The organism is Microtetraspora sp. NBRC 16547 (assembly GCF_030268965.1).
Classification (GTDB): Bacteria; Actinomycetota; Actinomycetes; order Streptosporangiales; family Streptosporangiaceae; genus Microtetraspora.
This window is the reverse complement of record NZ_BSSE01000003.1, coordinates 277,729-298,287: the sequence shown is the minus strand read 5'-3', so window position 1 is coordinate 298,287 and position 20,559 is coordinate 277,729. Positions and strand designations below refer to the sequence as shown.

Sequence of the window (20,559 nt, the reverse complement as noted above, 5' to 3'; positions counted from 1 at the left end):
CGGACAACGCCGCCGAGCGTCAGGGCTCGCACATCGGGCGCGGCAGGGGGTCGATGCCGTCGGCCAGGTCGCGCATGGCGACGGCCAGCCGGTGGCGCACGCCCTCGAGAAGGCGCGCCGCCTTCCGGTCGCCGTCGTCGCCCGCACGGACGCTCCGTGCGGCGCGGAGGCGGCGGCGCAGGTCGGTCTCCGCGGCGAGTTCGGCGTGGGCTCGGTTGATGTCGGCCAGCCCTATCTCGGCGGCCTTCAGCATGTCGTCCATCGTGCTCATCTGCTTTCGATCGGGGGGTCGGATACGGGGCCGCCGCGGCTCGGCGCGCTATGCCCGCGCGGCGGTGTCGTCGGTCACTCCGTCTCGGCGTCCTTCTCGGGGCCGTCCTTCCCCGGATCGTCCTTCTCCGGGGTGTCGGCGGTGGAGGGAAGCGGAGACCCGTTCGTCAGGATCCGGACGAAACGCGCGCCCTCCGGGGCCGGAGCGCGCCCGGCGATCCGGTCGGCGTACGGCTCCAGGAGCTTCCTGAACGCGTCGCCCAGTTCGTCGAGCTCCTCGGCCGTCATGGGAGCCGTGACGGTGGTGGAGAATCCGGCCTTTCGCCACTCTTCCGGGGCATGCTTGCGGCCTTCGATCCACTCCAGCATGCGGACGGCCTCACGTTCGATGAAGACCCGCTCGAACTCGGCCGCCGCCGGGCTGCCCGAGGAAAACTGCTGCTCGACATCGACGATCTTCCACGGCCGCTCCCGCTGGTCGGTCGACGAGGGGGCCTCGGCCACGAAGCCGTACTTGGCGAGCTGACGCAGATGGAAGGAACAGGACGCCTGACTGGTGCCCAGGTGCCGCGCGCAGCTCGCCGCCGTGGCGGGTCCGACGCGGCTCAGGAGGTCGAGCAGGTCCAGTCGCAGGGGGTGCGCCATCGCCCGCATGGCGCGAGGATCGGTGACTCGCATATGCCAAAGCTATCTTTGACGATCTGAGGTGTCAAACACTTCTTTGGCATCGACACGGAGGGGCGCGGCAAGCGGGGGCGGCGTCGCGACGCCGCGAACTCTCGGCAGACGATTTCGACCAGAAAGATGGATGTCCGAAATGCCATGCAGTAACAAAATGTGACCTTTCAATGGAAAGGTCGCTCCGGCCACCCGTGCCGCAATTGCGTCCTGATTGCGTCACAACATCGTGACACAAATTGATACGCGTACGGACATGATCGCCCCGCGCATCGGCCCAGGTCAACGGTTTTCCGGGACACAAGCTGATTTACTTTGGAGCACGAAGTAGGCAAAAAATCGATGGTGGCGACCCTCGCATTGACCTACGGAAAATAACTTGCGAAGGTTCCCTCAAGTCGGGATTACTCCCGATCTTTAATGTCGCTCCCGGGAGCACCTGCACGATGACGATCCCTTCAGAGACCACCGATCCGCCCGTGGCCACGGCACCCGCCGCATCCGGCGGAGAGCTGGTCGGACGGTCCCCCGGCCAGCTGATGTGGCGGCGCTTCCGCCGGGATCCGACGGGCATGATCTCGGCGGTCATCGTCCTGTTCTTCATCCTGGTCGCCGTCGCCGCTCCGCTGATCTCCACGCTGTACGGCAAAGACCCCTACACGACGTACGGCCAGGACCGGCCGGGCCTGCTGAACGACTTCGGCTTCCCGCTCCTGCCCAACGGCGGCATGAGCTCGGAGTTCTGGTTCGGCATCGAGCCCGGACTCGGTCGCGACGTCTTCATGCAGCTCGTGTACGGCATCCGCACCTCACTGCTGATCGCGCTGGCGGCCACGATCGCCACGACGCTCATCGGCATCGTGGTCGGCATCGTCGCCGGCTACGTGGGCGGCAGGACCGACTACTTCATCGGCCGTGTGATCGACGTCCTGCTGTCGTTCCCCTCGACGCTCTTCATCATCGCGTTCATGCCGGTGCTGGAGAACCTCATGGTCAAGCCCGAGGAGGAGACGCCGGTCTGGCTGCGCGCAACGGCGCTGATCATCTTCCTGACGGTCTTCGGCTGGGCCGGACTGGCGCGCCTGCTGCGCGGCAACGTCCTGTCCCTGCGCGAGCGGGAGTTCGTCGAGGCGGCCAGGGTCACCGGCGCCTCCCCCGCGCGGATCGTCTTCAAGGAACTGCTGCCCAACCTGTGGACCCCGATCCTGATCCAGTCGACGCTGCTGCTGCCGGCCCTCGTCACCTCCGAGGCCGCACTGTCCTTCCTGGGCGTCGGCATGATCGAGCCGACCCCCGACTGGGGGCGCATGTTCCTGCGCGGGACCGAGGTCTACACCGACGACATCACCTACCTGATGTTCCCCGGCATCGCCCTGCTGATCTTCGTGGTCGCCTTCAACCTGCTCGGCGACTCCGTCCGCGACGCCTTCGACCCGAAGATCAGACGCTGACCATCTCCGCCGCAGATCCCCCAGATTGGAGCGATATGTCCATCCGAAAGCGGTCGACAGTGGCCGTTCTCGCCGTAGGCGTCCTGGCCCTCACCGGCGCCTGCGCCAAGGGCGGAGGCGGCGGGGCTCCCGCCGACAACGCCGGGCCCAGCGCCGCCTCGACCCAGGGACCGTCCGCCGATTCGGCCCCGAAGGTCACCATCGGCACGGCCGACGACTCCAAGGGTCCCGCGATCGAGCCGGAGGGCGTCGTCAAGGGCGGCACGATCACCATGATCGACCGCGACGACTACGCCCACCTCGACCCGGGCCGCATCTACGTCAACGTCGACTCCACCTTCGCCCTGCTGTACGCCCGCCAGCTCACCGGCTACAAGCGGATCGCGAAGAACGAGTTCCAGCTGGTCGGCGACCTCGCCACCGACACCGGCGAGGTGTCCGACGGCGGCAAGACCTGGACGTTCACGCTGAAGGACGGCGTGAAGTGGCAGGACGGCAGCCCGATCACCTCTGCGGACGTGAAGTGGTCCATCGAGCGCCTCTTCGCCTCCTACAGCACCGAGGGCGCCCCCTACGTCCAGCAGTGGCTGACGAAGGAGGACTACAAGAAGGCCTACAAGGGCCCCTACGACGGCAAGCACCTCGACAACATCGAGACTCCCGACGACAAGACCATCGTCTTCAAGTTCAAGGAGCCGCACGCCGACGCCAACTACGCGCTGGCGATGACGACGTACGGCATCGTGCCGAAGGCGAAGGACACCAAGGAGAAGTACGACAAGGAGCCCTTCTCCAGCGGTCCCTACATCATCGCCGGCCACGTCACGGACAAGACGATGGAGCTGGAGCGCAACCCGAACTGGGACGCGGCCAGCGACCCGATCCGCGGCGCCTACCCGGACAAGTGGCACCTGGAGTTCGGCTACCAGTCCCTCCAGGTCACCGACCGGTTCATCGCCGACGCGGGTGACGACAAGAAGACCTTCAGCTTCTACAGCCACGTCGCGCCCGAGCGGATGCAGCAGGTGCTGACCGACCCCAACCTGAAGCCGCGCCTGATGGTGCAGTCGTCGCCGTACGCGAACTACTACTACTTCAACCTCGACCGCGTGACGGACATCAAGATCCGCCAGGCCGTCAACTATGCGTGGCCGACCAAGCAGATCCAGCAGATCACGGGTGGCCCGGCCGCCTCAGTGATCGCCACCACGATCCTCAACCCGACCGTGTCGGGCTTCGAGGACTACGACCTCTTCGGCAAGAAGGCCAAGCCGGAGGGTGACATCGAGAAGGCCAAGGAGCTGCTCGCCCAGTCGAGCAACCCGACGCCGACCCTGGTGTACGCCTACAACCAGACGCCCACGCAGGAGCGCGCGACCGTCGCGATCAAGACCGCCCTCGAGAAGGCCGGCATCAAGGTCGTCGCCAAGCCGCTCAACACCAAGACCTGGTACGACTCGGTCACCACGGTGAAGAACGAGTTCGACATCTACTGGGGTGGCTGGGGCGCCGACTGGCCCACCGCGGCCACGGTCTTCCCGGTGATCTTCGGTCCGGTCGTCGACGGCGGGCAGAACATCTCCCACCTGAAGGACCCGGCCATCACGGCGGAGATCAAGCGCATCGAGGGCCTGAGTGACGCCAACGAGGCCAACAAGGCCTGGGGCGCGCTGGACAAGACCATCATGGAGACGGTCACGCCGGTGGTCGTCGACCTGAACAACATCGGCCAGATCCTGCACGGCTCGCAGATCGGCGGCGCCGAGATCGACCCGATCAGCTGGGTCGTCTCCCCGAACACCATCTTCGTGAAGCAGTAACCCACGCCTCCGGGGCGCTCCTCACGGGGCGCCCCGGAGCACCGCACAGGAGCTCCAGTGCTTCGTTTCCTGACTCGTAGAAGTCTCGGCGCGGCGTTCATCCTGCTGATCGTCGCCGCCGTGACGTTCTTCCTCTTCTTCGCCGTGCCCGGCGACCCTGCCCGGCTGGCCTGCGGCAGGGTCTGCCCGCCGGAGACGCTCGCCCAGGCCAGGCACAACCTCGGCCTGGACCAGCCGATCTTCGTCCAGTTCGTCGAGTGGGTCTTCGGGATCTTCGCCGGCCGCGACTACGAAGGGCTGGGGCACTGCCCGGCACCCTGCCTGGGCTATTCGTTCGTGAACCGGGAGCCGGTCTTCAACACGATCGTCGACCGGTTGCCCGTGACGCTCTCGCTGACCATCGGCTCGGCGATCGTCTTCCTGATCTTCGGCATCGGCACCGGCATCATCGCCGCGCTGAAGCAGGGCAAGCCCCTCGACAAGATCGCCAGCGTCTCGTCGCTGATCGGCGCCTCGGTGCAGATCTACTTCGTCGGCACCCTCGCCATGTACTTCCTCGTCTTCCAGTGGCAGGTCATCGAACGGCCGCGCTACGTACCGATCACCGAGGACCCCATCGGCTGGGCATACGGCCTGATGCTGCCGTGGGTCGTCCTGGCGATCATCTTCACCGCCAACTACACCCGTATGACCCGCTCGACCATGGTCGAGCAGCTCGGCGAGGACTACGTCCGTACGGCACGGGCGAAGGGCCTGTCCGCGCGCACGGTGGTGATGCGGTTCGCGCTGCGCGGCACGCTCACACCCATCGTGACGATCTTCGGTATCGACCTCGCCGGTCTCATCGGCGGCGCGATCATCACCGAGACGACGTTCAGCCTCCAGGGCATCGGCCGCCTGTCGATCCAGTCGGTCCTCAACAGCGACCTGCCCATGCTGATGGCCACCGTCCTGCTCGCCGCCACCGCGATCGTCGTACTCAACGTCATCGTGGACGCGCTCTACGCCGTCATCGACCCGCGCGTCCGCCTCAGCTAGGAGCCATAGCTTGACCGCCGTCACGCTCACCGAGACAGGCCCGGGCCGCCGGGGCGACTCCTTCCTGTCCGTCCAGGACCTGCACGTCTCCTTCTCGACCGAGGACGGGACCGTCAAGGCGGTCGACGGGCTCTCCTTCGAGGTCGAGAAGGGCACGACGCTCGGCATCGTCGGCGAGTCCGGCTCCGGCAAGTCCGTGACCAACCTGGCGATCCTCGGGCTGCACAACAGCGAGCACGCCGAGATCGGCGGCGAGATCTGGTTCGAGGACCGGGAGCTGGTCGGCGCGAGCCGTACCACCCTGGAGCGGCTGCGCGGCAACCGCATCGCCATGATCTTCCAGGACCCGCTGACCGCGCTGTCGCCGTTCCACACCGTGGGCCGCCAGATCGGCGAGGTCTACCGCAAGCACAAGGGCGCGAGCAAGCGCGAGGCGCGCGACCGGGCGATCGAGATGCTCGACCGGGTGGGCATCCCCAACGCCAAGGTCCGGGTGGACGACTACCCGCACCACTTCTCCGGCGGCATGCGGCAGCGCGTGATGATCGCGATGGCGCTCGTCTGCGACCCCGCGCTGGTCATCGCCGACGAGCCGACCACCGCGCTCGACGTGACGGTGCAGGCGCAGATCCTCGACCTGCTCAAGGACCTCCAGGACCAGATGGGCACCTCCATCATCCTGATCACGCACGACCTCGGCGTGGTCGCCCAGGCGGCCCACAACGTGCTGGTGATGTACGCCGGGCGGGCCGCCGAGCGGGGCACCGTCCGCGAGGTGCTCGGCGCGCCCCGGCACCCGTACACGTGGGGGCTGCTCTCCTCGGCCCCGCGGCTCGGCTCGGCGGTCGACGTGCCGCTCAAGCCGGTACGCGGAACGCCTCCCAGCCTGCTCAACCCGCCCTCGGGCTGCCGGTTCCACCCGCGATGCGACTACGTGAAGCAGGTCGGCCCCGACCTGTGCGCCGCGGAGCTGCCGGAGCTGTCGCCGGAGAGCGGGCACGGCGACGCGTGCTACCTCACGCTGAAGCAGAAGCAGGAGATCCACACCCAGCTCATGGAAGGCCGCTGATGGAACCGCTGCTGGAGCTCAAGGGACTCACCAAGTACTTCCCCGTGACCGGCGGCTTCGTCATCAAGCGCCAGGTCGGCAACGTGCACGCCGTGGACGGCGTCGACCTCAAGGTGGGCGCGGGCGAGACGGTCGGCCTGGTCGGCGAGTCGGGCTGCGGCAAGTCGACGCTCGGCCGGCTGGCCGCCCGGCTGTACGAGCCGACCTTCGGCAAGGTGCTCTACCGGGGCCGGGACATCAGCCACGCCTCCCGGCGCGCGCTGAAGCCGATCCGCCCCGAGATCCAGATGATCTTCCAGGATCCGTACAGCTCGCTGAACCCCCGCCAGACCGTGGGCACGATCATTCGCGGCCCGATGGAGATCAACGGCCTCAACCCGCCCGGCGGCCACGAGAAGCGGGTCAGGGAGCTGCTGGAGATCGTCGGGCTCAACCCCGAGCACTACAACCGGTTCCCGCACGAGTTCTCCGGCGGCCAGCGGCAGCGCATCGGCATCGCGCGGGCGCTCTCGCTGAACCCCAAGCTGATCATCGCGGACGAGCCGGTCTCCGCGCTGGACGTGTCCATCCAGGCCCAGGTCATCAACCTGCTCCAGGAGCTCCAGCGCGACCTCGGCATCGCGTTCCTGTTCATCGCGCACGACCTCGCCGTGGTCCGGCACTTCTCGCAGCGCGTCGCGGTCATGTACCTCGGCAAGGTCGTGGAGGTCGGCGACCGAGAGTCGATCTACGAGCGGCCCCGGCACCCGTACACGCACGCGCTGCTGTCGGCGGTCCCCGAGGCCACGGTGGACGGGGAATCGCGCCAGCGGATCCGGCTCGCGGGCGACGTGCCCTCGCCGATCAATCCGCCCACCGGCTGCCGGTTCCGCACCCGCTGCTGGAAGGCCCAGGAGCGGTGCGCCGAGGAGGCTCCACCGCTGATCCAGATCGCGGGCAACCGCGAGGGGCACCTCACCGCCTGCCACTTCCCCGAGGCGCCCATGACGCACGGAGAGGACGTGGTCCTCGACCCCGCCCTCGCCTGACCGCGTGGGAAAGGGCCCCGGACAACCGCCCAGGGCCCTTTCTCATGCTGCGCATGCCCGCCGCGCTGCTATGCCTGTTGCGCGCCGGCGGCGAGGGCCCGCAGGTCGCGTACGGCCTGGGCGGCGTCGTGCGCCCCGTAGACCGCGCTCCCGGCCACGAACACGTCGGCTCCGGCCTCGGCGCAGCGCTCGATCGTCTCCGCCGAGACGCCGCCGTCCACCTGGAGCCACACCTCGCCGCCGTGCTTCTCGATGAGGGCGCGGGCGCGGGACAACTTGGGCAGCACCACGTCCAGGAACTTCTGGCCGCCGAATCCCGGCTCGACCGTCATCACGAGGAGCATGTCGATCTCGGGCAGCAGATCCTCGTAGTAGTCGATCGGCGTCGCGGGGTTCAGCGCGAACCCCGAGCGGGCGCCCGCCGACCGGATGGCGCGCAGCGTACGCACCGGCGCCTTGGCCGCCTCGGCGTGGATGGTCACACTGCCCGCGCCCGCCTCCGCGTACGACGGCGCCCACCGGTCCGGGTTCTCGATCATGAGGTGGCAGTCGATCGGGAGCGACGTCGCCTTGAGCAGCGACTCCACGATGGGCAGGCCGAGGGTGAGGTTGGGCACGAAGTGGTTGTCCATGACGTCCACGTGCAGCCAGTCGGCGATGCCCTCCACCCGCGTCGCCTCGTCGGCGAGCCTGGCGAAGTCTGCGGACAGGATGCTGGGCGAGATCTGTACGGCCATGATGCCCGAGTTTAGCTGGGACGGGCCCTGGCCCCGCCGACGGTTCCCCTCGGCGGGACCTGCTGCGGCCGCCCGCGCGGCTCAGCTCACCTGCGGCGGAGCAGCGCGAGGAACATCGCGTCCGTGCCGTGGCGGTGCGGCCAGAACTGGGCGTACGGGCCGTCGCCGAGGCCGGGGACCTCAGGGAGGTACTCCCTGGCGTCCAGGAGCTCGGCCCGCCCGGCCCCCTCCCCTGTGAAGTCGCCGACCACCGCGCGGGTCTCGGCGAGATGCGGCGAGCACGTCACGTAGGCCACCACCCCGCCGGGCCGTACGGCGTCGAGCGCGGTGGCCAGCAGCCGGCGCTGCAACGCGGTGAGCTCGGGAATGCTGCGCGGGTCGCGCCGCCAGCGCGCCTCGGGCCGGCGGCGCAGCGCGCCCAGCCCGGTGCACGGGGCGTCCAGCATCACCCGGTCGAAGGCGCCCGGCCGCCACGGCGGCTCGGTGCCGTCCGCCACGATGACCTTGGCTTCCGCGGTGGTCTGCCACACCAGCCTGGCGCGGTGATACTGCACGTCGGCGCCGAGCAGGCGCGCCCCCCGCTGGGTGGCCACCGCGTCCAGCAGCCCGGCCTTCCCACCCGGCCCCGCGCACATGTCGAGCCACCGCGTGTCCTGCTCCAGGGGAACCCTGGCGAGGGCGAGGGCGACGAGCTGGCTGGCCTCGTCCTGCACGGCCGCCCGCGCCTCACCGATCGCCGGGATCGCGCCCGGGTCGCCCTCGCGCAGATAGGCGCCGTACGGCGAGTACGCGGCGGGCTCCGCCCCGGCGGCGACGAGCTCGTCCAGCGAGCACCGGCCGGGCCGGGCCACGAGCGCCACCCTGGGCCGGTCGTTGTCGGCGGCGAGGAGGGCGGCGGTCTCATCGAAGTCGCCTCCGACGGCGTCCCGCAGGGCCGCGACGATCCAGCCGGGGTGGCTGTAGGTCACCGCCAGGTTCCCCACGGGGTCGTCCTCGCGCGGCGGCGCGACGATGGGCAGCCACTCGTCCAGGGTGCGGGTGGCGACCTTGCGCAGCACGGCGTTGGCGTACCGGGCGGGGCCGCCGCCGACGCGGAGCCGTACCAGGTCGATCGTCGCGCTCACCGCCGCGTGCGCCGGGATGCGGGTCCGCAGGAGCTGGTGGACTCCGAGCCGGATCGCGTCCAGCAGCGGCGGGTCCACGTCCTCGGGCGCGCGGTCGCTGCACATGGCGATGATCTCGTCGTAGGTGCCGAGCCCGCGCAGTGTTCCGTACGCCAGCTCGGTGGCGAGCGCGGCGTCCCTGCCGGTGATCTTCCGCTGCCTGAGCAGCGTCGGCATCAGCAGGTTGGCGTACGCGTCACGCTCGTCCACCGCGCGCATCAGGTCGTAGGCGGCGTTGCGCGCCTCGTCCCTGACCGGTCTGCCCGGGCCGCGCCGGCCGCCTTGGCCTGCGCCGCCGCGCCGCTGCGGGCCGCCTCGTCCCTGCCCGGCCCTGTCCTGCCCGCCGCGGCGCTGCTCGGCGGGGCCGCCTCCGGCGCGGTTCTGCCCGGAGCGGTTCTGGCCGCCGCGGTTGTCGTTGTTCACGGTCGCTCAGCCCAGCCGATCCTCGTCGGTTACGCGCACGCCGCGCGCCCACTCCGCCGCCGCCATCAGGCGCTTGCCCTGCGGCTGCACCTCGCCCAGCTCGACCGGGTGGCTCCCGGTGCCCACCAGGACGCTGTTCTTGGCGGCTCTGACCTCTCCGGGGCCGAGCCGGTCGGCGCCGGGCGCGAGCCGTACCGGGCCGAGCTTGACCCGCTGGCCGCGGAACTCGGTCCACGCGCCCGGAGCGGGCGTGCAGGCGCGCACCAGGCGGTCCACCCGCATGGCGGGAGCCGTCCAGTCCACCCGCGCATCGTCCACGCCGATCTTCGGGGCGAGGCTGATGCCGTCCTGCGGCTGCTCGCGAGCCTCCAGCGTGCCGTCCTCGATGCCGTCCAAGGTCGCGAGGAGCAGCTCGGCGCCCGACTCGGCGAGCCGGCCGAGCAGGTCGCCGCTGGTGTCGTCGGAACGGACCGGCTCGGTGACCACGCCGAAGACGGGCCCGGCGTCGAGCTCCTTGACGATCCGGAAGGTCGCCGCGCCGGTGATCTCGTCGCCGTGCAGGACCGCATGCTGGACCGGCGCCGCGCCGCGCCAGGCCGGCAGCAGGGAGAAGTGCAGGTTGACCCACCCCTGCGGGGGGATGTCGAGGGCGGACTGCGGCAGCAGCGCGCCGTACGCGACGACGGGGCAGCAGTCCGGGCCGATCTCACGCAGCCGGGCGAGGAAGTCGGGATCCCCGGCCTTCGCCGGCCTGAGCACCTCGATGCCGGCCTCGTCGGCGAGCTGCGCCACAGGGCTCGGGTGGACCTTGCGCCCTCGGCCGGACTGCGCGTCCGGGCGGGTGACGACGGCGGCCACCTCATGCCGGGGCGAGTCCAGCAGCGCGCGCAGCGAGGGAATCGCGGTGTCCGGGGTGCCGGCGAAGACGAGGCGCACTACAGGGCCCTCCCCCGCGTCGCGTGCGGAGAGAACTTGACGGCCGGGGCGGACAGACCGCTCCACTCGGCCGCACGGATCGCCCGCATCGCCATCTTGCGCTGCTTGACGTCCATCCGGTCGATGAACAGCACGCCGTCCAGGTGGTCGGTCTCGTGCTGGAAGCAGCGCGCCATCAGGTCGGTGCCCTCGACCACGACGGGCTCGCCGTGCATGTTGAAGCCCTTGGCCACGGCCCCGATCGCGCGAGGCGTCGGGAAGGACAGCCCCGGGAAGGACAGGCAGCCCTCCTCACCCTCCTCGTCGAGCTCGGAGGAGAGGTCGAGGTCGGGGTTGATCAGGTGCCCGAGCTGGTCGTCGACGTAGTAGGTGAAAACCCGCAGCCCGACGCCGATCTGCGGTGCGGCGAGCCCGGCGCCCGGCGCGTCCATCATCGTGTCGGTGAGGTCCTTGACGAGCCTGCGCAGCTCCTTGTCGAAATCCACCACCGGCTCCGCCGGGGTGCGCAGCACCGGATCGCCGAACAGGCGGATCGGCTGAATGGCCAACAGACGGCTCCGTTCACATCAGGTCATGTCAAGTTCCAGGGATCAGCCCAGTTTACGGCCCTCCGGCACCGGAGCCGAAAGACGAGCACGGCGCGTGACCGCGCCCCCGCCCCCCACACACACGCCCGCGCGACCGCCGGAGGCCGTCGCCGTCCTGTTCTCATCGAGCGGGGCAGTGGACGGCAGGGGACGGCAGGGGACGCGGTCAGGCGTGCCGCGAGCGGACCTTCATGGCGGTCTTGCGGGCCGCCTTGGCGATGACCACGTCGGGGTGATGACGGCCGAGCATCTCCAGGACGGCGAGGGAGTCGGGGTGATCGGCGCGCCCCATCTCGGGGATCAGCGTGCGCAGGTCCTCCCCCAGCATGTCGATCTGGCCGACCGACTCGCCCTGGACGCCGATGTAGAGCAGGGCGGCCAGGGTGTCCACAGCCACCCACGCGCCGTCACCCTCGCCCAGCGCGGGCGCCTCCAGGTCGCGGACGCCCAGCCAGGCGGCGGCGTACCGCCACATCAGCGGCTCGCCGAGCGCTTCACGCACGGCGGGCTCGGCCTCCGGGCCGAGCTCCTCCAGGATCGTGCCCGCGGTGCCCCGCTGCGCGGCGTTGCCCGACGCGGCGATCTTGATCAGCTCGCGGGCGGCGTCCTCGGGGATCCGCCGCTCCAGCCACAGCGTGGCCACACTCGACGACGCCTTGCCGGCCAGCATCGCCTCGATCAGCTCTGACGCGCTCAGCTCGGCGAAACCCGCCACCTCGTGCAGCGAAGGCGCGTCGTGCCCCTCCCTCAGGAGGTCGCGCCGCACCGCCCACACTCCCGGCGGCGTCAGCCGTACGAGATCGGCGGAGGGCTCGATCAGCCCGCAGTACTCCAGCAGGGCCAGCGCGTCGGAGAGCTCGGCCGGGAGCGTCATCCGCAGGCGCCGCAGCTCTGCCGGGCGGGCCTCGCAGCCGACCTCGTGCGCCTGCAGGATGCCGGAGGCCAGGGCGGCCACCGGCATGCCCGAACGGACCGAGTAGATGGTCGCGAGGATCTCCGTCAGGTGCTCGTCGATCACGCTGGAGCCGGTCAGGCCCTCGTCGGTCCGATCCAGCACGTCCATGACCACGCCGTCCCAGAACTCCAGCAGGTCGTGCACCGCCGGGCCGGGCTTGGCACCGGCCCGGGTGATCTCGATGAGCCGGCCGTTCACCGCGACGATCCACACCAGGCGGAGCCACCGGGCCTCCAGACCGAGCTCGCGGACCGCCGCCGCGGCGTCCTCCTCGGTCAGCAGCCCGCCCTCGGTGACCTCGCGCACCCCGGTCCACCGCGCGAGCCGTACGGCGTCGCGCACGAGCGGAACCGTGGGCACGGCCTGGACCAGCTCCTCATCGGGGGCGAGGTCGACGGGCGGGAACGTGAGCGCGTCGCTGTCGGCCATTACAGCAACTTACTCCACACCCGGCGAAGCCCGTGCCGTCCGCCGCTTGCTCCTCAGGCGTCTCGGCGGAGCCGCGCAGGCAGGCGACGGTTCGCGCCGCGAACCTTCCGCCGGATCTACACCAGGAGAGCGGGCGGCGGCCCGCCGCCCCGCACTCCCCGCCCCACGCGCCTCCACTCGGAGGCGCGTGGGTCAGTGGATGCCGCGTGAGCGGGCCTTGAACGCGGCCTTGCGGGCCGCCTTGGCGATGACCTTGTCCGGAAGCGTGTTGCCGAGCAGTTCGAGCACCTCGACCACGTCGGGGTGCTCCACCCGCCACATGTCCTCGATCAGATGCGGAGGTGGGCCCGACGCCGCCATGTTCTCGGCGAAGCCGTCGGGATCGATCTGCGCGGCGGGCAAGGCGAGGGCGAGCATGTCCACGCTCACCCAGAGCAGCTCGTCCTGGGTGAGTACGGGCGCCGGCAGGCCGCGGGACGCGAGCCAGTGGATGGCGTGCGGCCGCAGCTCGGGATCGTCGAGGCAGCGCGTCACCGCGGACTCGGCCTCGGCGGGGAGCCGGTCGACGATGGTGACGGCGATGCCGCGCATCTCGGCCGGGGCACCCGCGACCGCTCCGAGCAGCTCCGCGGCCGCCTGTTCGGGCGTGCGCCCGGCCAGCCATCTCTCGATGTCGCCCTCGGCCACCTCCGTGGGCAGGCCGCTGGTGATGAGACCCGAGATGAGCCCGCTCGCGTCACCCTCGGCGAGGTCGGCCGCGATGGGCGGCTCCAGCCCGATCTCCAGGTAGAGCTCGCGCAGGCCCCACAGCCCGTGCGGGGTGAGCGCGACGCCGCCGGCCAGGTGATGCACCGTCCCGGTGTAGACGAGCCGGTCCAGCGCCTCGTCGAGCCCGTCCACCCGCTCTCCCACCGCCAGTTCGCGGAGGTACTCCGCGACGCCGTCCGGCGGCACCGGCACCTGGAGCCGGTAGAGCAGGTCATGGACCGCGTAGATCGACTCGTCGACGGCCTCGTTGCCGGTGATTTCGACCGGGGCCTCGATGAGGAACTCCACGGTCGCCGCCCACAAATCGAGCAGGTCCTCCTCGTCGCGGGACTCCAGGGGGACGAACCCCTCCTCGACGAGCACCGTGGTGCCCTCCAGCCGGGCGAGGCCGAGGTCGAGGGCCAGCCGCCACGCCAGCGCGGGCCGCTCCACGCCGAGCTCCTTCGTGACCTGGCGCGCGTCCCTGATCCGGAGGGCCTTCCTGACCGTGGTGGTCCGGCCGCCCTCGGTCATCCACGCCACCAGCCGGTGCGTGTCCCGCAGCAACGGCACGTCCCGTACGGCACTGGCGATCTCGGACGGCGGGGCGAGCCGCACCGCCGGGAGCGGCGCGCAGCCAGGGCAGTCGCAGGTGTCGTCGTCCAGGCCGTCGAACTCCTCCACCGCGCGCTGGACGGCGGTGGGATCGGCCAGGTCGAGCGGGTCGGCGTTGATGGCGCTGAAGATGCTCTTGGCCATGCCGAACTTGCTCGTGTCGGCGAGCGCGGCGGGCATCTCGGGCTCGATCTCGTCGAGCGCGGTCCGCATGCGTGTCGCCGTCTTGGCGCCGATCTCGCCGGTGTCGACGAGGAACTCGACGAGGGTATGTGCCGCCGCGACGGTCTCGCCCGCGCTCTCGGGCGGCGCGATGACCTTGCGCGGGTAGATCTCCAGCAGAAGCTCTTCGAAGGTTCCCGGCCGGAAATCGCCGAGCTCGTTCACGTCCAGGTAGTCACTGGCGTAGTCGCACAGCAGCCGCACCTCGTCGACGTCGACCTCGACGCCCTTTTCACGCCCCCACGCGCGCAGGCCGTCGACAGCGCGGTTCACCCATTCGATCGACACAAGGAGACGCTAACGGGTTACTGACAGCATCGCGAATCGACGAGGAAGCGGCGGGAAATCGCAGGCCGGGACGCTGGGTGCGCCCTGGCGAGGCCCACGATCCGCCGTCACATGGGATCGAGCGGGTCGACACGGACCCGGACCAGGTCGGCCGCCTTGCGGGCGGACCGCACGCCGCTCGCACCCTTGAGGGCTCGGGCCAGCGCCGCGCCCTGGGGGCGCGGCACCCGGATCATGGCCCGCTCCAGCTCCTCCTCCCGGTCGCCGCCCGCGCGCGCCCCCTCCACCCGTACGGGACCGAGGACCTGGGCCACGGCGGGCAGCTCCAGCGAGGCGAGCATCTCCCGGACCGCCGACGGCGGCCCGGTCAGCGTGGCCATGCGGGTGACCGGAGGGAACCCGAGCTGCGCCCGGTCCCCGAGCTCGCGCTCCGCATGCGTGACCGGATCCCATCGCAGGAGCGCCTGGACGGCGGGGAGCGCCGAGTCGGCCAGGACCACCACCTCGGCCCCTGGCCGGAGCAGCGCCGCCGCGTTCATCCAGCGGCGCAGGGCCTCCTCGGCGGCCCGGAGATCTGGACGGCCGAGCAGGGCCCAGCCGTCCAGCAGCACGGCCGCCGCGTATCCGCCGTCGGGGACGGGCTCCGCCCCTGGCGTCGCGACGACCAGCGCGGGCGCCCCGCCGACCGTGGCGAGGACCCCGTCCCGGCCCGATGTGCGCACTTTGACCGAAGGGAACGCCCGGCCGAGTTCCTCGGCGGTGCGGCGGGATCCGGTGACGACGGCCCGCACCCTGCGCCCGCCGCACGAGCCGCAGTGCCAGTCCCCCGCGATCCGCCCGCACCAGCGGCAGTACGGCGCCGCGTGGCCGGCACGCAGGGCCAGCGGCCCCGAGCAGACGCCACCGGCGACACCACCGCAGCGGGCGAGGGCACGGCAGTTCTGGCAGGCGAGCACGGGGAGGTAGCCCCTGCGCGGCACCTGAACCAGCACCGGCCCGTGGTCGAGTCCCCGCCTGAGCGTCCGCCACGCCGCGCTGGGCAGGCGGGCGGCGCGCGCCGCCTCGTCGCGGGCCATCTCGGCGTCGTCACCCGCCGGGCGGACCTTGGGCGCGCGCGCCCTGACCTCCTCGCGCCGGGCCACCAGCGGCCGGGCCCACCCAGAGGCGATGAGCTGCGTGGCCTCGACCGTGCGCGCGTAGCCGCCGATCAGCATGCCGGCGCCGGTCTGGTGGGCGCGCAGCGCCAGCACCTCGCGGGCGTGCGGGTATGGCGCGTGCAGCTCGGCGTGGAGATCGTCGCCGTCGTCCCAGACGACCACGAGGCCGAGATCGGCCACCGGAGCGAATGCGGCGGCCTTGGTCCCGACGGCGACCCGCACGTCTCCGCGCAGCACCTTGAGCCAGCGGCGATAGCGTTCCGCCGGTCCGAGATCCGCCGTGATCGCGACATGGGGCGTGTCCCCCAGCGCGTGGTCAGCCAGTGCCACGTCCTTGCCGTCCGGCAGCACGACGACCACGCCGCGCCCGCTCACGAGCGTCGCCCGTACTACCGTCGCGATGGCGTCCGGCCAGGAGGGCCCGTCGGCACCGGTCCCGGGCAGGGCCGACCAGACGGCCCGGGGCGAGCGCCCCTCCGCCAGCGCGGCAAGGAAGGACTCGCCCGTGGGATAGGCGTGCCAGGCCCGCGCGTCGGCAGCCGGGCCGGCGTGGAGACCCTCGGCCGGAGGGCCCTCCGGGACATCGGCGCCCACCGCCGCCTCCGCCGTGTCGGCGACCTGGGTCGTCCCGGCTTCCTCGGACTCGCCACGGGTGGATTCGTCACTGGCGTCACTGGCGTCACTGGTGTCACTGGCGTCACTGGCGGATTCGTCTTTAGCGGATCGGGCCGTCCGGGGCCTGTCGATCCCGGGCCGGTCGATCCCGGGCCGGTCGGTCCGGGGTTCGGCCTCGACCTTGGCGTGGCGCGGCGGCACGGCGAGGCGGAGCACGTCGGACATCGTCCCGGCGTAACGGTCGGCGACCGCCCTGGCGAGACCGGCGATCTCGGCCGTCAGCACGGGCTCGGGCGAGATCACCCGGTCGAGGAACGCCAGCTTTCCCGCGTGGTCGCTGTGCTCGGCCCGCTCAAGAAGGAAGCCGTCCGTGAGCTTCCCGGCGAAACGGACCCGCACTCGGCAGCCCGGCACGGCGGCGTCGTCCATGGAGGCCGGCACCAGGTAATCGAACGGCCGGTCCAAGTGGGGCAGCGGGGTGTCGACCACGACCCGTGCGATCGGTGACCGTCCGGCGGGCTCAGGGGCCCCCTTGGCCGGACCCGCCTTCTTCGCGGCCGGTCTGTCGGACGGGCGCGCTGACCGCGCCCTGCGCTCCGGCATCGCGAGCAGCACCTCCTGGCCCTCGGGCGATGTCGGAACGGTCACGTCCCTGTCCTACCAGATGGCGCCGACGCCGCCGTACGGCCGGCGGGAGAGCCCACGGCAGAGGAGGTTCCGACGGGTGAGGCAGCGGCCGGGCGAACCACGGAGGTGCGGTGGAACGCGAAACGGCACCCGCCGGAGAGGACGGGTGCCGCTTCGCCTGACGTGTCAGAGACCGGCGGCCTCGCGCAGGGCGTCGGCGCGGGCGGTGGACTCCCAGGAGAAGCCATCACGGCCGAAGTGACCGTACGCGGCGGTATCGGAGTAGATCGGGCGCAGCAGGTCGAGGTCGCGGATGATCGCGGCCGGGCGCAGGTCGAAGACCTTGAGCACGGCCTCCTGGATCTGGGCGACCGGGACCTTCTCGGTGCCGAAGGTCTCGATGAACACGCCCACCGGCTGGGCCTTGCCGATGGCGTACGCCACCTGGACCTCGGCACGGTCGGCGAGACCGGCCGCGACGACGTTCTTGGCGACCCAGCGCATGGCGTAGGCGGCCGAGCGGTCGACCTTCGACGGGTCCTTGCCGGAGAAGGCGCCGCCGCCGTGGCGGGCCATGCCGCCGTAGGTGTCGACGATGATCTTGCGGCCGGTCAGGCCGGCGTCGCCCATCGGGCCGCCGATCTCGAAGCGGCCGGTCGGGTTGACGAGCAGCCGGTAACCCTCGACCTCGATGTCGAGGTCGGCGAGCACCGGCTCCACGACGTGCTCGCGGATGTCGGGCGTGAGCATCTCGCGCAGGTCGATCTCGGGAGCGTGCTGGGTCGAGACGACGACCGTGTCGAGCCGCACCGGGCGATCGCCGTCGTACTCGATGGTGACCTGGGTCTTGCCGTCCGGACGCAGGTAGGGGATGGTGCCGTTCTTGCGGACCTCGGACAGGCGGCGGGCCATCCGGTGCGCCAGCGTGATCGGCAGCGGCATCAGCTCGGGGGTCTCGCGGCAGGCGTAGCCGAACATGAGGCCCTGGTCGCCGGCGCCCTGGCGGTCGAGGTCGTCCACGCCCTCGCCCTCGCGGTGCTCGTAAGCGTCGTCAACGCCCTGCGCGATGTCGGGCGACTGCGCGCCGATGGACACTGAGACGCCGCAGGAGGCACCGTCGAAGCCCTTGTGGGAGGCGTCGTAGCCGATCTCGAGGATCTTGTCCCGGATCAGGGCCGGGATGTCGACATAGGTCTCCGTCGTCACCTCACCGGCGACGTGAACCTGGCCAGTGGTGATCAGCGTCTCGACGGCGACACGGCTCTTGGGGTCGTCCTTGAGCATGGCGTCGAGAATCGCGTCACTGATCTGGTCAGCGATCTTGTCCGGGTGGCCTTCGGTAACCGACTCGGAGGTGAACAGGCGACGGGACAACTCGTGGCTCCTCATGCAGCGGCTGCTGACGTCTACAATGCTTCGCTGAGTGTAGCCGCACCGGATACGGAGCTGCGAAGCCCCGCCGCTTTTGAAGATCCAGTGGCCGTGGCCGGACGAGATCCGGGGGACGAAACCGCCTGGTCAGGCCAGTCGAGTGGCGACCAGGTCCCAGACCACGTCGGCGAGGTCCTCCTTGGGTCCCCTCGGGATCTCCACGGGATCGCCACCCGCCACGAGAACGACGGCGGCGTTGTCGGGGGTCCCGAACGCGAGGTTCTCCCCCACCTGGTTGACCACGAGCAGGTCGCAGCCCTTGCGCTCCAGCTTGGCCCGGCCGTTGGCGAGCACGTCGTCGGTCTCGGCCGCGAAGCCGACGATGACCCGCGGGGACGGCGCGCGCCCCTCGCGGCGGATCTCGCCCAGCTCGGCCAGCACGTCGGGATTCTTCACCAGGTGGATGGGATCCGGCTCGGCGGCCGACTTCTTGATCTTCGTGCCGCTCTGCCGTGAGGGCCGGAAGTCCGCGACGGCGGCGGCCATGACGACGACGTCGGCGTGCCCAGCGGCGGAGAGGACGGCCTCGCGCAGTTCGGTGGCCGCCTCCACCCGCACCACCTTGGCCCCCGCCGGGTCGGGCAGCGCGACGTTGGCCGACACCAGCGTCACCTCCGCGCCGCGGGCGAGGGCCGTACGGGCGAGCGCGTAGCCCTGCAGGCCCGAGGAGCGGTTGCCGATGAAACGGACCGGGTCGATGGCCTCGCGCGTGCCGCCGGCGGAGATGACGACGTGCCGGCCGGCGAGGTCGGCGGCGCGCCCGGCGAGAACGCGGCGGCAGATCTCGAAGATCTCGGCCGGGTCGGGAAGCCGCCCGGGGCCGCTGTCCGCTCCGGTGAGCCGGCCGACCGCCGGGTCGATGACGAGCGCGCCGCGCTCGCGGAGCGTCGCCACGTTGGCGCGGGTGGCCGGGTGCTCCCACATCTCGGTGTGCATCGCGGGCGCGAACACCACCGGGCAGCGGGCGGTCAGCAGGGTGTTGGTGAGCAGGTCGTTCGCCAGGCCGTGCGCGGCCCTGGCGAGCACGTCGGCGGTCGCGGGCGCGACGACGACGAGATCGGCGTGCTGCCCGATGCGGACGTGCGGCACCTCGTGGACCGAGTCCCAGACCTCCGTGGTCACCGGGTTGCCGGACAGCGCGGCCCAGGTCGGCTCCCCCACGAATCGCAGCGCGTCGCGGGTCGGCACGACCCGCACGTCATGGCCCGACTCCGTGAACAGGCGGAGCAGCTCGCACGCCTTGTAGACCGCGATGCCCGCGCTGACCCCAAGGACGACCGATCTCACGAGTGAAACCTCCCGCGCGCCTCCCGCGCGAGCGGGGCGGGCGCATCGAGCGCCGTCAGCCCTCGATGGGCTCGGAGCTGAGCAGGCCGTCGCTGACCTCGCGCAGTGCGATGGAGAGCGGCTTCTCCTGGGCCTGGGTCTCCACGAGGGGCCCGACGTACTCCAGCAGGCCCTCGCCGAGCTGGGAGTAGTAGGCGTTGATCTGGCGCGCCCGCTTCGCGCCCATGATGACCAGACTGTACTTGCTGTCGACGATGTCGAGCAGAGAGTCGATCGACGGGTTGGTGATGCCTTCCGCGTAGGCGGCGCTGTTTGCCACGTTGATGCTTCCCCTAGCTAGGTGGACGTCCGGTCGTCTCGGAGACCTAAGCCTCCGGAGTACCGGCCAACAAGGCTATCAGGCGGTGGCAGACGTCCTGGACAGACGTGTTGACAAGGGTGAGGTCGAATTCCTTCTCGGCGGCCATCTCCACACGTCCGGCATCGAGGCGGCGTTCGATGACGTCCGGAGGCTCGGTGCCGCGGCCGCGCAGCCGCCGCTCCAGCTCCTCCCAGCTCGGCGGAGCCAGGAAGACGAGCAGCGCCTCGGGCATGCTCTCGCGAACCTGCCGCGCGCCCTGGAGGTCGATCTCCAGCAGCGTCGGCACTCCGGCGGCCAGCCGTTCGAGAACCGGCGTGCGGGGCGTGCCGTACCGGTTTCCGGCGAACTCGGCCCACTCCAGGAGCTCCCCGGAGGCGATCATGCGGTCGAACTCGGCGTCATCCGCGAAGAAGTACTCCACGCCGTGGGTCTCGCCCGGGCGAGGCTTCCTGGTTGTCACCGAGACCGACAGCCACACCTCGGGGTGCGACCGCCGGAGCTCGGCGACGACCGTGGACTTCCCGACGCCCGACGGACCGGAGAGGACCGTCAGGCGGCGGTTCGGAGGCATGGAGTCACCGGCACATGTCCCGGACCCGCTGGAAGCGGCTGCCTGGCGGGCCCG

At 71.0% G+C, this 20,559-nt stretch carries 18 protein-coding genes; 5 read left to right on the top strand and 13 right to left on the bottom strand.

Features of this window, described 5'->3' with window-relative positions; genetic code table 11:
• Positions 1–19: 19 nt before the first annotated feature.
• Both QSK17_RS06690 and QSK17_RS06685 read right to left on the bottom strand, forming a co-directional pair.
• Positions 20–271: a hypothetical protein gene (locus QSK17_RS06690; protein ID WP_285703564.1), complete on the bottom strand. Its 252-nt coding sequence runs from the start codon at positions 269–271 to the stop codon at positions 20–22.
• Positions 272–345: 74 nt separating this feature from the next.
• Entirely contained in the window at positions 346–948 is a 603-nt protein-coding gene (locus tag QSK17_RS06685) for a winged helix-turn-helix domain-containing protein (protein WP_285703563.1), read from the bottom strand.
• A gap of 446 nt (positions 949–1,394) precedes the next feature.
• Between QSK17_RS06685 and QSK17_RS06680 the strand changes: the two genes are divergently transcribed.
• From QSK17_RS06680 to QSK17_RS06660, 5 genes are read left to right on the top strand one after another with little or no spacing between them, the layout of a single operon-like run.
• Positions 1,395–2,399, top strand: a complete 1,005-nt coding sequence (locus QSK17_RS06680; RefSeq protein WP_285703562.1) for an ABC transporter permease — start codon at positions 1,395–1,397, stop codon at positions 2,397–2,399.
• A gap of 35 nt (positions 2,400–2,434) precedes the next feature.
• On the top strand, positions 2,435–4,219 hold the full coding sequence (locus QSK17_RS06675) for an ABC transporter substrate-binding protein (protein WP_285703561.1): 1,785 nt from the start codon (positions 2,435–2,437) through the stop codon (positions 4,217–4,219).
• 57 nt (positions 4,220–4,276) lie between these two features.
• Positions 4,277–5,257 carry an ABC transporter permease gene (locus QSK17_RS06670; RefSeq protein WP_285703560.1) on the top strand — a complete coding sequence of 327 codons (981 nt, stop codon included), beginning with the start codon at positions 4,277–4,279 and terminating at the stop codon, positions 5,255–5,257.
• A gap of 10 nt (positions 5,258–5,267) precedes the next feature.
• Positions 5,268–6,326 (top strand): ABC transporter ATP-binding protein, encoded by a 1,059-nt coding sequence (locus tag QSK17_RS06665; protein WP_285703559.1) that lies wholly within the window; start codon positions 5,268–5,270, stop codon positions 6,324–6,326.
• Positions 6,326–7,354 carry an ABC transporter ATP-binding protein gene (locus QSK17_RS06660; RefSeq protein ID WP_285703558.1) on the top strand — a complete coding sequence of 343 codons (1,029 nt, stop codon included), beginning with the start codon at positions 6,326–6,328 and terminating at the stop codon, positions 7,352–7,354. The genes QSK17_RS06665 and QSK17_RS06660 overlap by 1 nt, the downstream gene beginning before the upstream one ends.
• Before the next feature lie 68 nt (positions 7,355–7,422).
• Here QSK17_RS06660 and rpe read toward each other — a convergent pair whose 3' ends face one another.
• The 11 genes from rpe to gmk all read right to left on the bottom strand — a co-directional run bounded on the left by rpe (position 7,423) and on the right by gmk (position 20,505).
• Positions 7,423–8,091 (bottom strand): ribulose-phosphate 3-epimerase, encoded by a 669-nt coding sequence (gene rpe, locus QSK17_RS06655; RefSeq protein WP_285703557.1) that lies wholly within the window; start codon positions 8,089–8,091, stop codon positions 7,423–7,425.
• 86 nt (positions 8,092–8,177) lie between these two features.
• Entirely contained in the window at positions 8,178–9,677 is a 1,500-nt protein-coding gene (locus tag QSK17_RS06650; protein WP_285703556.1) for an RsmB/NOP family class I SAM-dependent RNA methyltransferase, read from the bottom strand.
• A 6-nt stretch (positions 9,678–9,683) separates the two neighbouring features.
• The gene (gene fmt, locus QSK17_RS06645) at positions 9,684–10,613 is read right to left on the bottom strand and encodes a methionyl-tRNA formyltransferase (RefSeq protein WP_285703555.1); all 930 of its coding nucleotides are present in this window, start codon (positions 10,611–10,613) and stop codon (positions 9,684–9,686) included.
• Positions 10,613–11,161, bottom strand: coding sequence for a peptide deformylase (gene def, locus QSK17_RS06640; RefSeq protein WP_285703554.1), 549 nt, complete (start codon positions 11,159–11,161; stop codon positions 10,613–10,615). The genes fmt and def overlap by 1 nt, the downstream gene beginning before the upstream one ends.
• A gap of 205 nt (positions 11,162–11,366) precedes the next feature.
• On the bottom strand, positions 11,367–12,584 hold the full coding sequence (locus tag QSK17_RS06635) for a hypothetical protein (RefSeq protein WP_285703553.1): 1,218 nt from the start codon (positions 12,582–12,584) through the stop codon (positions 11,367–11,369).
• 192 nt (positions 12,585–12,776) lie between these two features.
• Positions 12,777–14,456 (bottom strand): hypothetical protein, encoded by a 1,680-nt coding sequence (locus QSK17_RS06630; RefSeq protein ID WP_285703552.1) that lies wholly within the window; start codon positions 14,454–14,456, stop codon positions 12,777–12,779.
• 107 nt (positions 14,457–14,563) lie between these two features.
• A complete protein-coding gene (locus QSK17_RS06625; RefSeq protein ID WP_285703719.1) occupies positions 14,564–16,831 on the bottom strand; it encodes a primosomal protein N' in 2,268 nt (755 codons plus the stop codon).
• A 210-nt stretch (positions 16,832–17,041) separates the two neighbouring features.
• Positions 17,042–18,229 (bottom strand): methionine adenosyltransferase, encoded by a 1,188-nt coding sequence (gene metK / locus QSK17_RS06620; protein WP_285703551.1) that lies wholly within the window; start codon positions 18,227–18,229, stop codon positions 17,042–17,044.
• 144 nt (positions 18,230–18,373) lie between these two features.
• The gene (gene coaBC, locus QSK17_RS06615; RefSeq protein ID WP_285703550.1) at positions 18,374–19,573 is read right to left on the bottom strand and encodes a bifunctional phosphopantothenoylcysteine decarboxylase/phosphopantothenate--cysteine ligase CoaBC; all 1,200 of its coding nucleotides are present in this window, start codon (positions 19,571–19,573) and stop codon (positions 18,374–18,376) included.
• Between the two features lie 55 nt (positions 19,574–19,628).
• Positions 19,629–19,892 (bottom strand): DNA-directed RNA polymerase subunit omega, encoded by a 264-nt coding sequence (gene rpoZ, locus QSK17_RS06610; protein ID WP_285703549.1) that lies wholly within the window; start codon positions 19,890–19,892, stop codon positions 19,629–19,631.
• Positions 19,893–19,938: 46 nt separating this feature from the next.
• Entirely contained in the window at positions 19,939–20,505 is a 567-nt protein-coding gene (gene gmk / locus QSK17_RS06605) for a guanylate kinase (protein WP_285703547.1), read from the bottom strand.
• Between the last annotated feature and the right edge of the window lie 54 nt (positions 20,506–20,559).